This is a genomic window from Myxococcus sp. MxC21-1 (genome assembly GCF_032612255.1).
GTDB classification, from domain to species: Bacteria; Myxococcota; Myxococcia; order Myxococcales; family Myxococcaceae; genus Myxococcus; species Myxococcus virescens.
The window spans coordinates 1,562,343-1,575,216 of the sequence record NZ_CP123278.1 but is presented as its reverse complement, the minus strand read 5'-3'; the positions used below and the strand labels follow the sequence as shown (position 1 = coordinate 1,575,216).

At 69.6% G+C, this 12,874-nt stretch carries 8 protein-coding genes and 1 pseudogene; 7 read left to right on the top strand and 2 right to left on the bottom strand.

What is annotated here, in order from left to right; all coding sequences use genetic code 11:
• The first annotated feature begins 156 nt into the window (after nt 1-156).
• From QEG98_RS07450 to QEG98_RS07420, 7 genes and pseudogenes are all read left to right on the top strand, one after another.
• Complete coding sequence (locus QEG98_RS07450; protein ID WP_316566223.1) at nt 157-564, top strand: pilus assembly protein N-terminal domain-containing protein; 408 nt, start codon at nt 157-159, stop codon at nt 562-564.
• A complete protein-coding gene (locus QEG98_RS07445; RefSeq protein ID WP_316566222.1) occupies nt 561-1,265 on the top strand; it encodes a prepilin-type N-terminal cleavage/methylation domain-containing protein in 705 nt (234 codons plus the stop codon). Before QEG98_RS07450 ends, QEG98_RS07445 begins: the two co-directional genes overlap by 4 nt.
• Nucleotides 1,262-1,816: a prepilin cleavage protein gene (locus QEG98_RS07440; protein ID WP_316566221.1), complete on the top strand. Its 555-nt coding sequence runs from the start codon at nt 1,262-1,264 to the stop codon at nt 1,814-1,816. Before QEG98_RS07445 ends, QEG98_RS07440 begins: the two co-directional genes overlap by 4 nt.
• Nucleotides 1,813-3,000, top strand: coding sequence for a PilW family protein (locus tag QEG98_RS07435; protein WP_316566220.1), 1,188 nt, complete (start codon nt 1,813-1,815; stop codon nt 2,998-3,000). Before QEG98_RS07440 ends, QEG98_RS07435 begins: the two co-directional genes overlap by 4 nt.
• A gap of 5 nt (nt 3,001-3,005) precedes the next feature.
• Nucleotides 3,006-3,503, top strand: a complete 498-nt coding sequence (locus tag QEG98_RS07430; protein ID WP_011551483.1) for a hypothetical protein — start codon at nt 3,006-3,008, stop codon at nt 3,501-3,503.
• 34 nt (nt 3,504-3,537) lie between these two features.
• Complete coding sequence (locus QEG98_RS07425) at nt 3,538-8,025, top strand: PilC/PilY family type IV pilus protein (RefSeq protein WP_316566219.1); 4,488 nt, start codon at nt 3,538-3,540, stop codon at nt 8,023-8,025.
• A 61-nt stretch (nt 8,026-8,086) separates the two neighbouring features.
• Nucleotides 8,087-8,508: pseudogene (locus QEG98_RS07420) on the top strand (GTP pyrophosphokinase).
• 98 nt (nt 8,509-8,606) lie between these two features.
• Here QEG98_RS07420 and acnA read toward each other — a convergent pair.
• Both acnA and QEG98_RS07410 read right to left on the bottom strand, forming a co-directional pair.
• Complete coding sequence (gene acnA / locus QEG98_RS07415) at nt 8,607-11,336, bottom strand: aconitate hydratase AcnA (protein ID WP_316566218.1); 2,730 nt, start codon at nt 11,334-11,336, stop codon at nt 8,607-8,609.
• 167 nt (nt 11,337-11,503) lie between these two features.
• Nucleotides 11,504-12,766 carry a phospholipase D-like domain-containing protein gene (locus QEG98_RS07410; protein ID WP_316566217.1) on the bottom strand — a complete coding sequence of 421 codons (1,263 nt, stop codon included), beginning with the start codon at nt 12,764-12,766 and terminating at the stop codon, nt 11,504-11,506.
• Nucleotides 12,767-12,874 lie beyond the last annotated feature (108 nt).

Genomic DNA, 12,874 nt, shown 5'->3' with positions numbered 1-12,874 from the left:
GTCATTTGCTGCTCGCAGGGACCTCCTCCTGGGAATTTGCCATGGAGTGTCGGGGACTTGGCTCACCAGGCGGGGAGGCACGAGGTGTGCAAAGACACCCGCGTGTCTCCATTGCCCCAGCCCCCAGGGGTCATTGTGCCCGCAGGACATTCCCCCATGCCCTTGCTCACGGTTTTTCCGACGCCTTCCCAGAAGTACCGTGCCCGCGCGCCCCGCTGGAAGCTGTGGGCGCCCCTGGCGCTGACGCTGGCCGCCTCCGCCGCGTGGGCCCAGGACGCCGCCACCGCCCCCTCCGCCGCCGCGCCCGAGCCGGACTACGCCGTCGAGGCGAAGAACGCGCAGCCGTCCGGCCTGGTGGTGAAGGTGGAGCCCCTTCATCAGACGCAGTTCATCGTGGAGAACGCCGAGCGCGTGAGGGTCCAGTCCTCCGCGGTGGTCGAGGCGTCGCTCGGTGAGCCGAATCAAATCATGGTCCAGGGGCTGAGCCTGGGCGTGTCCGAGGTGCTCGTGTGGCGCCAGGGCAGCAGGCAGCCCCTGAGCGTGCGCGTGGAGGTCGCCAAGTGAGCCGGCGCGACGCACGCGGAATGACGCTGCTGGAGGTCAGCATCGTCCTCGCCATCATCGCGGTGCTGGCCGCGCTGGCCTACGCGGGCTACGCGCAGCTCAGCGCGCGGGCGGGGCCGCAGAACGCGGCCGCCGACCTGTCCGGCGCGCTCGCCGAGGCCCGGGCCCGCGCCGTGGACCGTCAGGCCGACGTGTGGCTCATCATCTACCCGGACATCAATCCGGAGGGTCAGGCCGGCGCGGGCAATGGCGCCTGGTTCCTGCTGGAGGACCGCCTGCGCGACTTCGGGGCCGCCGCGGGCGCCGGCGGACAGCTGAGCTTCGACACCTTCTCGCCCCCGCTGGCCATCCAGCCTTCCGCGGACCAGGGCCGGTTGATGGACTCCATGTACCTGGATCGCTACTCGCAGCGCACTGTGCGCTTCGGCGCCAGCGGCAACCTGGAGTGGACCGGCATCTTCGAGGGCCTGGCCCCCACGGACTGCTTCTGCAGCGGCGCGCCGCGGCGGGGCGCCATCGTCTTCCGCAGTGACGGCTCCGCGCGCTTCGTGAACGGCGCGGGCCAGCCCGTCATCCCCGCCGGCAACGGCACCGTGAATCGGGCCGCGTCGCTGGCCCTTCTCTCCACCGACGGGCAGCGCGAATACCTCTTCGCCGTCTCCGCGCCCGTTGGCTTCGTCGACATGAGGGTCAACAAGTGAGGCGCCTGAATCCCGCATCCCGCCGAGCCCACGTGCGCGGCGCCACGCTCATCGAAGGCATGGCGGCCGCCGCCATCCTCGCCATGGGCATCAGCGGCGTCTTCGGCGGGCTCATCTTCGCCAGCCATCAGAACGCCGCCGCCAACCGCCTGTCGCAGGCCAGCGCCATCGCCTCGCAGGTGCGCTCCGGCCTCCAGCTCCAGGGGCGCGCGCGCCTCTTCGCGGACACCGGGCCGCTGTCCAGCGCGCGCTGCGCCGGCGCCGCGGAGACGCTCGAGCTGGCCGGCGGCCTCTCCACCCTGCCCGACGCCTGCGTCGTGGACCTGGACGCCTTCGAGACCGCGGCCGGAGACCCGCTGCTCCGCGTGGTGCCCGGCTATTCGCCGGAGGAGAGCGAGCACTACCGCCGCGTCCTCGTCTGGACGCCGGCGCAGGCCATCGACTCGGTCGCGGTGGTGGTGTCCTTCCGCAGCGCCGGCCAGCGCCGCTACGTCAAGCAGTTCGTCGCGCTCTACAACCCGGCGGAGAACGGCGCGGGGGTGGAGCTGTGAACAACCCCAGGACACACGCGCGCCGCGGCTTCACGCTCATCGAGTTGCTGGTCGGCATCACCGTCTCCTCGGTGGTGCTGCTGGCGGTGGCGGGGACCATCATCGCCGTCAACAACATCTTCCAGAACAACACCGTCTCCAAGACGGCCGTCGAAGGCAGCCGCGTCGGCACCGACTTCCTCAACCGCACGCTGCGCTACGCGGGCTATGGGCTGGACCCCGCCATCGCCTTCGGCTTCGACACGGTGGGCCTGCCGGAGGCCCGCAAGGACAACTACACGGAGGAAGTGGCGGACTGGGGCAACTTCGTCACCGACGACCTGGCCTTCCGCTACCGCGACCCGATGTTCCTGCGCCGCGGCCAGCTCGCCAACATCGACGCGGAGCCCTTCCAACTGGCGCTGGCGCCCGCCGCGACCTTCGGCCAGCCGCTGCGCCAGGGGCAGGCCATGCTCATCGCCTGTCCAGGCGGTCAGGACTACTTCCTCGGGCGGCTGGCGGCGGACGTTGCCGCGGATGGCACCAGCGCCACGCTGAACATCGCGCTCGCCGCGGGCCTCCCGGGCGATGTGCCCAGGTCCTGCATGACGGACACCGGCCGCATGCCCTTCGTCATGCTGGTGCATGAGAAGCGGCTACGCGTGGAGGCGTTCGGCGGGCGCCCGTACCTGGTGTTGAAGCACGGCTGGGCGGCCAACGCCGACTTCGACCCCATCGCCGTGGACGTGGAGTCCTTCCAGGTCAGCTACCAGATGAACCGGCCGCCCGCGAACTCCGCGTGCTGCGCCGGCCTGCCCGCTCCCGACGGAGCCGTGGGCAGCGGCATGGCCTGGGTGCTGGGTGACGAGGACGCCGTCGTGCTGCCCAAGAACGACGACCAGGTTCCCGCGCCCACGTACAGCACGCCGTACGACGCGCCCCTCCGCTACAACATGAACCCGGCCAACATCCGTTCGGTGGGCGTGGGCCTCACGGTGCGCTCGGCGCGCCCGCTGCCTTCCGGCACGAAGAACCAGGGCCGCAGGCTCTTCAACGCGGACCCCGTGAATCCCGAGGACATGTTCTTCCGCACCACCGTGGAGACGTCCGTCCGCATTCCCAACATGACGTCCCGCGCCTTCTTCATCCCCGAGCTGCGCGCCGAAGGCGTCGCCGGTGACATCAAGAACGTCTGGGGAGGCTAACCATCATGACCCACTTCGCCTCACGCCGGGGCAGCGCCCTGGCCATCACCCTGATTGCCCTGACGGTGCTGCTGCTGCTCGTGGTGGGCGCCATCACCTTCACCGGCCGCAACCAGTCCGCCGCCGTGGCCAAGACGCGGAGCGACCGCGTGGAGGCCTGCGCGGAGACGGCGCGGCGCTACCTGCTGTCGCGGCTGAAGGTCTTCGGCACCGGCGCCGTGCCCGTCACCAGCATCAGCCTGGAGCAGGTGCTGCAAGACGACCAGGTCGTCGCCGACAGCAGCGTCATGCGCACCGCCCACCTGGGTGACACCGCGTCGGCGCCCACCGCGGCGGTGCTCGCCTCGTCCTCGTTCAGCAGCGGCAAGGACCAGGTGAGCGACGCGGCCAACACCCTTCGAGAAGGCACGGCCGGCGGCAGCTACTACCGCGTGGTCGTCATGTGTGACGAGCCCGGAGGCCGCCAGGCCGAGACCGAGTTCGTCTTCCGCTTCGGCATCTGACCCCTTCCGCCCCCGTCCTTCCCCGAGCCCCCCCATGAAGGCACTCTTCTCCACCCTGACAGCCCTGTCCGTGCTGCTGGCCGCCCCTGGCGCGCTCGCGCAGGACCCGGCGTCTTGCAGCCTGCAGTCCACCTCTCGCCTGGACGCGCTGCTCAACCCCGCGCGCGGCAGCGACGAGCGCTTCTTCACCAGCCCCAGCGGCCCGCCCAACATCCTAATCATCCTGGATACGTCGGGTTCCATGGCGTACTGGCCCATCGCCTGGAGCAACAACGACAACCAGAGCTATACCAAAAACAGCTCCGGCGCCTTCCCCGGCTGCCGCCAGGCCAACATCGACGAGCTGAACTACGACGCCAACGTCGCGTACCCGCGGATGTGGCTGTCGCTGACCAACCAGGACTCGCCCTGGTTCGTGCCCACCAACTACTACCGCTTCGATGGCAACGGCAGCACCACGCAGTCCAGCTTCGGGATGACCCGCAACCCGGTGAAATTCAACGAGCCGCCGCCCAACACGGTCATCAGTGGCACCGCGGCAGAGGCGTGCGCCCAGGTGGTGGACTCCGGCAACAACACCACCCAGGCCGCCGCGCGCGCCGCGTGCGCGCAGTGCCTCGCGACGAAGGGCTACTTCCAATACACGCAAGAGAAGCGCGTGGCTTCCGGCAACTTCCTCAACTTCTATTCGCCGCGCGGCCACTCCGCCGTCAACGTCATCAGCCAGGTGCTCAAGGACTCAGAGCGCACGCGCTTCGGCGTGGTGACGTTCTCCGCGAGCAGCGAAGCCACCGGCACGGTGAAGTGGAGCGGCCAGGACGTGGTGCGCTTCGAGCGCTTCGGTCCCAGCTGCGGCGACTCGCTCAGCGGCGCGAAGCGTGAAGATCACCGCAACAACCTGCTCATCAAGATGCGGAACGGGCTGCGCTTCAACACGGGCACGCCCCTGACACAGGCCATGTGGGGCGCCAGCACCTACTTCCGCTCCGCCGGGAGCGACCCGTTCCCCGGCTGGTTCGGCAGTGACTACCTGCGCGACTCGGGCTTCAACGACGAGGCCGCGCCCGGACAAGCCGCCATCTGCTTCACCTGCGGCTTCAACGCCATGATTCTGCTCACGGACGGAGAGCCCAACGAGCCCGACAGCGACTCCGCCCAGGTCCCTGTCCAGGTGCGCAACCTGGAAGTCCCCTGCTCCAACTGCGCCGCGGCGGGCCAGGGCGCCAAAAGCGGCGACTCCAACAGCCACATCCACCGCATCGCCAAGTGGATGTGGACAAACGACCTGCGGCCAGAGCTCGCCGGGTCGCAGGCGGTGGCCACCTACACCGTGGGCTTCGCGCTGACGAACACGCGAGCCATCAACCTGCTGCGCGTCACCGCGGACGCGGGCGGCGGGCGATTCTACGCGGCCACCAACTCCAGCCAGCTGAAGACGGCGCTCCAGGCCATCGTCGACGACGTGCAGAACCGGAACATCGCGTTCGCCGCCGCGGCCATCTCCTCGTTCCAGACGGGCAGCTCCACGCTCAGCGCGCTGATGCCGCGCATGTCGCCCGCCTCCGGTGACAGCGCCTGGCGCGGCGACTTGTGGCGCTTCAACCAGTTCAACGAGTTCGTGGAAGGCGTCGACAAGAACGGCGACGGCGACATGGACGACATCTTCGTCGTGGACCGGGACGGGGACATCGTCGTCGAGGACACATCCGGCAACTTCGTCAAGGACGGAGGCAGCACCCCGGCCAACCAGTTCTGGGAGGCGCGCCGCGCGCTGCTGGCCCGGGCACTGAGCAGCCGGAAGATCTACACGGTGACGGACAGCAACCAGGACGGGCGCATCACCGCCGCGGACAACACGGCGACGCCCATCGAGTTCACCGTGGAGAACCGCGAGGTGCTGAAGAGCTACTTCGGCATCCTCGGCACCCCCGTCTGCCCGAAGGTGCTGTCGCTCAGCCCCCTGGACATCGACCCGGGCACGTTGATGACGGGCCTCCGGCTGACGCCCCAGCAGGCCGCCGCGGCCATGAGCGTCGCGGTGCCCGGCTTTGGCAACCTGACGCAGGCGCAGACCTGGTTGAACGACATCTGCGTGCGCACGCTCATCCAATACGTGCGCGGCCAGGACCTGGCGGACGAGGACGGCAACGGCAACCGCACCGAGGTGCGCCGCTCCGTGCTGGGCGACATCTTCCACTCCGCGCCGGTGCTGGTGGACCCGCCCATGGACAAGTTCCTGTGCAACCTGGGCATGAGCAACCAGTGCACGCGCACCCTCTACAGCCAGCAACTGGGCGTGTCGCCCACACCGCTCGCCACGGAGAGCATCAGCCGCTGCGGCAACACCGTGGAGGTGGACGCGTATGACGCGTACCTGCACCGCTACCGCCGCCGCGACAAGCTGGTGCTGGTGGGCGCCAACGACGGCATGCTGCACGCCTTCCGCGACAGCACCGCGAGCAACGACAACTGCGAGGGCGGCCTGCCCATGATTGAGTACTCGCCCAGCAACGGCGAGGAGGAGTGGGCCTTCATCCCGCCCGACCTGCTGTCGCGCCTGCACGAGATGGCGGCCGGCCACCAGTACTACGTGGACGGCGACATCATGGTGCGCGACGTGTGGGCGGACGGCTCGGACGGCTCGCAGCCGGACGGCATCAAGCAGTCCACCGAGTACCACACGATGGCGGTGATTTCGGAGGGACGCGGCGGCGTGCACTACCTGGCACTGGAGCTGCGCGCGGACTCGGGCACCGGCCGCTTCGGCGCGCCCCGCATGCAGTGGATGTACCCGCAGCCGAACTCCCCGGAGGCCGCCCTCTTCGGCAAGACGCTCTTCTCGCTCAGCCCCAAGCCGCCGCCCATTGGCCCCGTGCTGGTGGAGGCGGGCACCGCGGCCGGTCCCGTGTCCCGCTACAACGTGGAGACCCAGGAGCGGTGGATGGTGGCCCTGTCGGGCGGCTGGTCCCCCGGCCAGGAGAAGGGCCGCGGCATCTACATGGTGGACGCGTGGTCCCCCGAGGTGAATGGCCGCACCGACAACCTGTGGTGGAAGTTCGAATACGACCCGAACGCCACCGGCGAGCAGCACGGGCCCGCGCGGCACCTCACGCACAGCGTGGCGGCGCCCGTGGCGCTGGTGGACTACGGCGTGGCGGGCAACGTGCAGCAGGACGGCTTCTTCGACACGGCCGTCTTCGGTGACATGCGCGGCCAGCTGTGGGTGGCGCGCATGTCCGTGCCCGGCGCGCTGGACCCGAGCACCCGGCTCATCCGCAACTGGAGCGCCGCGCGCGCCTTCCAGATGGACCGGGACGCCGTGGGTCCGTCGGGCGGCCAGGGCGACAGCCTCACGCGCACGTGGCCCTTCTATTACGTGCCCTCCATTGGCATCCAGCCGGGCACGGGCGCCATGCGCGCGCTCGTCGGCACGGGTGACCGCTACGCGCTGCTGGATGACCAGGCCGGCATCTGCCGCTTCGACAACCCGCAGGCCTGCGCGCGCTACGGGTGCGGCAACGTGGAGGTGGACTACCGCGTGGACCGCATCGGCGAGAACATCACCCAGTCGCGGCACCAGTGGACGCAGCGGGGACTGGCACAGTCCACGCTGACGCGTGGGACGGCCTCGCAGCCCGCCTGTGGCGACCCGGGCCAGACGGTGGTGTCGGCCCGGTTCACCCGGCACGAGGCCCGCTCCTGCCCGGGAGCCCCCCAGGACTACACCTCCATGAGCCCCGCGCGCGTGGAGTGCGGCAAGGACGCCGAGGGCCACTTCCGCTGCCTCGACGTGAGCAACGTGGCGCCCAACTTCGCGGACCTGGAGCTGACCCGCACCGTCAACGCCATTGGGAAGAATCGCTTCTACGGCGTGCGCGTATACGGCGTGGCCGGGCAGACGTTCGCCGAGGATGCCACCGCTGTTTCCGCGGACGGCCCCATGACGGCGAGCCAGTTCGACGCGGAACGCCTGAGCGACCGCACCAGCGACAACGACACCAGCGGTGACCTGGTGGACGTGACGAACATCACCTGCGACGCGTCCGGGGCCTGCTCCGCGACGGGCGCCACGCCGGAGAGCCCGGGGTGGATGTTGGAGTACACGGACAACCACACCCACAAGACGGCGGGCGGCGCGGCCACGGTGGCCAGCTGCACGCTGTGGAACGTCATCTACCCGTCGCAGGACGGCGAGGTGTGCAGCAGCACCGCCGCCCGGGCCCGCTTCTACCAGGCGGACTTCCTCAGCGGCCTGCCCAACTGCGCCGCGTCCTTCGAGAACGCGCGCTACCAGGAGCGCGCGGTGCTGTCACCGCCGCCCGAACCCGCCACCGCGGTGATGATTTCGCCCACGGGTAGCGTGAAATACAGCGCCGTCATGCAGGAGCCCGGACAGCGCCAGGCCACCTCGGTGGACGTGTCGGAGAACAGCGAGGTGCTCCAGAACGTGTACGAGCTGCCCCTCACCCAGGAGCAGCACGCCTGCCGCCACCAGAACGCGGCCAGCTGCCTGCCGCCGTGACGGCGTGAAGGCCCGCCCTCCCCGCTCGCCTGGGGAGGGCGTCTGGCGTTAGAAGACGGGCATGCCCGCACTCGAAGACGCCATCGCGCTCGCGGTGGCCGCGCATCACGGCCAGCGAGACAAGGCCGGCCAGACATACATCCTCCACCCGCTGCGGGTGATGATGCGGCTGGACACGGATGAAGAGCGCACCGTGGCCATCCTCCACGACGTGGTGGAGGACACGCCCTACACGCTCGAGCGCCTGCGTGAGCTGGGCTACCCGGAAAACATCCTGGGCGCGCTGGATGCGCTCACCCGCCGCCAGGACGAGACGTACGAGGCCTTCATCGAACGGCTGCGCCCGCTGGCGCTCGCCCGCCGCGTGAAGCTGGCGGATCTGGAAGACAACATGGACGTGCGGCGGCTGGCCGCGGTGACGCCCAAGGACGCCGAGCGCCGGCCCGCTACCGCGCCGCCTGGGCCCGCCTGCGCGAGCCCTAGAAGACACGACGGCCCGGAGCGCCACGGGGGCGACTCCGGGCCGTAGTGCTACCAGCGCCCGCCGAGGAAAGCAGGGCGCCGGTTCCTTCCTCTCCGCGCTAGCCCTTGGCCAGCTGGCGGAGCACGTACTGCAAGATGCCGCCGTGGCGGTAGTAGTCGAGCTCGTTCGGCGTGTCGATGCGGCACACCACCGTGAACTCCTTGGTGCCACTCTCGCCCGTGGCCTTCACGGTGAGCTTCTTCTGCGGCGCCAGGTCCTGCGCCACGCCGGTGATGTCGAACTTCTCGTGGCCGGTGAGGCCCAGCGACTGCGCGTCCTGGCCCGCCTCGAACTGGAGCGGCAGCACGCCCATGCCCACCAGGTTGGAGCGGTGGATGCGCTCGAAGCTCTTGGCGATGACGGCCTTCACGCCCAGCAGCATGGTGCCCTTGGCCGCCCAGTCACGGCTGGAGCCGGTGCCGTACTCCGCGCCCGCCAGCACCACCAGCGGCGTGCCCTCCGCCTGGTACTTCATGGACGCGTCGTAGATGCTCATCCGCTCGCGCGTGGGGATGTGGACGGTGACGCCGCCCTCCACGCCCGGGACCAGCAGGTTCTTCAGGCGGATGTTGGCGAAGGTGCCGCGCACCATCACCTCGTGGTTGCCGCGGCGCGCGCCGTAGGAGTTGAAGTCCTTGGGCTCCACGCCGTTGGCCATGAGGTACTTGGCCGCCGGGCTCGTCTTGGCGATGTTGCCCGCGGGGGAGATGTGGTCCGTGGTGACGGAGTCACCCAGCAGCGCCATCACGTGCGCGCCATGGATGTCCTGCGTCGCCTTGGGCTCCTTCGGCAGGTTGTCGAAGAAGGGCGGCTTGCGCACGTAGGTGGACGTGTCGTCCCACTGGAACGTGGAGCCCTTGCCCACCGGCAGCTGCTGCCAGAGCGCGTCGCCCTCCATGGCGTTGGCGTACTGGCTGCGGAACTGCTCCGGCTTCACGGAGGTGCGGATGACCTCCTGAATCTCCTCGTTGGTGGGCCAGATGTCCTTGAGGAACACGGGACGCCCGTTGGGGTCGTTGCCCAGCGGCTCGTTGTCCAGGTCCATGCCCACTTCGCCCGCCAGCGCGTAGGCCACCACCAGCGGCGGGCTGGCCAGGTAGTTCATGCGCACGTGCGGGTTGATGCGGCCTTCGAAGTTGCGGTTGCCGGACAGCACCGCGGCGACGACCAGGTCACCCTCGGTGACGGCGTTGGCCACGGGCTCCGTCAGCGGACCGGAGTTGCCGATGCACGTCGTGCAGCCGTAGCCCACGATGTGGAAGCCCACGGCCTCCAGGTACGGCAGCAGGCCGGCGTCGCGCAGGTACTCGCTGACGACGCGGCTGCCCGGGGCCAGGGACGTCTTCACCCACGGCTTCGGGTTGAGGCCGCGCTCCACGGCCTTCTTGGCCAGGATGCCCGCGCCCACCAGCACCGCCGGGTTGGAGGTGTTGGTGCAGGACGTAATCGACGCAATCACCACCGCGCCGTGGCCCATCTGGTAGCTCTGGCGGCCGTTCTTCACCGTGACAGTCTGAGCCAGACGCTCGGGAGGCACCGCGGCGGCGGCGGCCTTGCCCTTGCCACCCTCCTCGTCCTCGCCCTTGCTCTTGCCGGCCGACAGCATCTCCACCAGCGACTTCTCGTAGCCGGACTTCATGTCCTTGAGGGGCACGCGGTCCTGCGGGCGCTTGGGGCCGGCGAGGCTGGGCACCACGGTGGACAGGTCCAGCTCCAACGTGTCGCTGAAGATGGGGTCCTCGGCGTCGTCACGCCGCCACAGGCCCTGCTCCTTGGCGTAGGCCTCGGTGAGGGCCACCAGGTCGTCCGGACGGCCGGTGAAGCGCAGGTAGTTGAGGCTCTCCTCGTCCACCGGGAAGAAGCCGATGGTGGCACCGTACTCGGGCGCCATGTTCGCGATGGTGGCGCGGTCCGGCAGGGACAGGCTCTTCAGGCCGCTGCCGTAGAACTCCACGAACTTGCCCACCACGCCCTTCTTGCGAAGCATCTGCGTGACGGTGAGCACCAGGTCCGTGGCGGTGGCGCCCGCGGGCAGCTTGCCGGAGAGCTTGAAGCCCACCACCTGCGGAATCAGCATCGTAATCGGCTGGCCCAGCAGCGCGGCCTCGGCCTCGATGCCGCCCACGCCCCAGCCCACCACGCCCAGGCCGTTGATCATCGTGGTGTGGCTGTCGGTGCCCACCAGCGTGTCCGGGTACACGGTGCTGCCCTGGCGGAACGTCACGTGCGCCAGGAACTCCAGGTTGACCTGGTGGCAGATGCCGATGTCCGGCGGAACCACGCCAAAGCCCTTGAACGCGCTCTGGCCCCAGCGGAGGAACGCGTACCGCTCACGGTTGCGCTCGAACTCCAGCTCGGCGTTCTCCTTGAACGCGGCGGACGTCGCGAAGGAGTCAATCTGCACCGAGTGGTCGATGACCAGGTCGGCCGGGTTGCGCGGGTTGATCTTGTCCGGGTTGCCGCCCATGGAGGCCAGCGCCTCACGCATGGCCGCCAGGTCCACCACCGCGGGCACGCCCGTGAAGTCCTGGAGCAGCACGCGGGCGGGGTGGAAGGAGATTTCCACGTCCGGGGTGGCCTTGGGGTCCCACGCCAGCATCTTCTCCACGTGCTCGCGCTTCACCACACGACCGTCCTCGTGGCGCAGCAGGTTCTCCAGCAGGACCTTCAGCGAGAACGGCAGGCGGTTCACCGCCGGGTGGGATTTCGCCAGCTTGCCCAGGCTGAAGAGGTCATAGGTGGCAGAGCCCACCTTGAGCTGGGACTTCGTGCCGAAACTGTCGGTCATGTGTGTTGCCGTCCTTCCTTGCGCGGGATGCGGGAACTTCTAGGCCCCCCGTTGACGCGTTGCAAAGGGTTCCTGCGAGCGCATTGAGGGTCGGACGCTTCGAGCCGCGGATGTGCAGCCCCGCTCATCGGAACCATGCGGCCCGCTGAGGGGCGGACCGGTGTGGCTCAAATGATTTTGCGAAGCAGAGACAGGGCCCGCTCCAGCAGCTTCTGCCACAGGGGCCGGCGGCGGAACTCCGCCAGCGTCACCTCGCGGCAGTCCCCGCAGTCGCCGCGGAAGGAGTCCTCCAGTTGCTGTCCCAAGCGAGGGTCGGCGAAGACAGCGTTCACCTCGTGATTGAAGGCCAGGCTGAGGCGCTCCAGGTTGAAAGAACCGATGGTGCCCCACACCCCGTCCACCACGGCCGTCTTGGCGTGCAGCACGCCGCGCTGCCACTCGAAGATGCGGACGCCCGCGCTCAGCAGCCGCTCGTAGAAGGCCCGGGCCATGAACTCCAGGATGGGGTGGTCACTGCGAGCGTTGAGCAGCAGATGGACCTCCACCCCACGCCGGGCCGCCTCGCGCAGCGCCATCACCATGCGCCGATCCGGAATGAAATAGGCGGCGGCCACCAGCACGCTGCGCCGGGCCCGGCGGATGGCGTGCAGGTAGGCCCGGTGGATGCTTCGCCGACTGGACAACACCGCCAGCCCCACCGTGCCGGGCCGGGGCGGTGGGTTGCGCAGGCGCTCCAGCCGCCGGGTCAGCCGGTGGAAGCGGCCCTGGAACATCATCCGCCACGTGGCGGAGAAACACCGCTCCAGTTCGTGGACGGCCGGCCCTTCGATGCGCAGCACGTCATCCCGCCACGCCGCGCCAATCTCCGCGGGCGCCCAGTGGGCGGAGATGTTCACCCCCCCGGTGAAGGCCACCTCACCGTCCACCACCAGGATTTTGCGGTGGTCCCTCCGCAGCAAGTGCCGCAGCCCGCGTGACAGGCTGAAGGGCTTGAAGGCGCGAATGTCCACACCCCGCGCGCGCAGCCCGGCGAAGAAGCTCCGGCGGCTCGTCCAGGAGCCCACCGCGTCGTACAACACCTTCACGTGCACGCCGCGCTCGGCCGCCTCCGCCAGCGCCTCGCCGAACAGCTCGCCGACGGCGTCGGAGACGAACATGTACGTCTCCATGCGGACGTAACGGCGCGCCCCGCGGATGGCCTCCAGCATCGCCGGGTAGGCCTCCACGCCGTCGCGCAGCAGCTGGCATGCGTTGCCCTGCACCACCCCGTGGCGGCGCGGCAGGTAGTAGCGCGACAGGAGCAGCCCGGAGGCGTTGGGGCTCCACACCGGCCCATGCTCCGGCACGGGCCCTGGGGGCGTGGGCGCACGCCGCGGCGCGCCCGTGTCCACGTCCCCCGACTGCTCGGTCAACGCCTCCTGGTCACGCATGGCCTCCCAACGGTGCGGATGCCCGCGCGACCCGGCAACCCGAGCCGCCTCGCAGCCTATCTTCCAGTGCCAGCCGGTGTCCGGAAGCCGACGGGACAACCCCGCGAC

What these genes read in the sequence shown, in the direction of transcription:
- QEG98_RS07430 (WP_011551483.1), top strand. Translation starts at nt 3,006, where the DNA reads ATGACCCACTTCGCCTCACGCCGGGGCAGCGCCCTGGCCATCACCCTG.
- QEG98_RS07450 (WP_316566223.1), top strand. Translation starts at nt 157, where the DNA reads ATGCCCTTGCTCACGGTTTTTCCGACGCCTTCCCAGAAGTACCGTGCC.
- acnA (WP_316566218.1), bottom strand. Translation starts at nt 11,336, where the DNA reads ATGACCGACAGTTTCGGCACGAAGTCCCAGCTCAAGGTGGGCTCTGCC.
- QEG98_RS07425 (WP_316566219.1), top strand. Translation starts at nt 3,538, where the DNA reads ATGAAGGCACTCTTCTCCACCCTGACAGCCCTGTCCGTGCTGCTGGCC.
- QEG98_RS07410 (WP_316566217.1), bottom strand. Translation starts at nt 12,766, where the DNA reads ATGCGTGACCAGGAGGCGTTGACCGAGCAGTCGGGGGACGTGGACACG.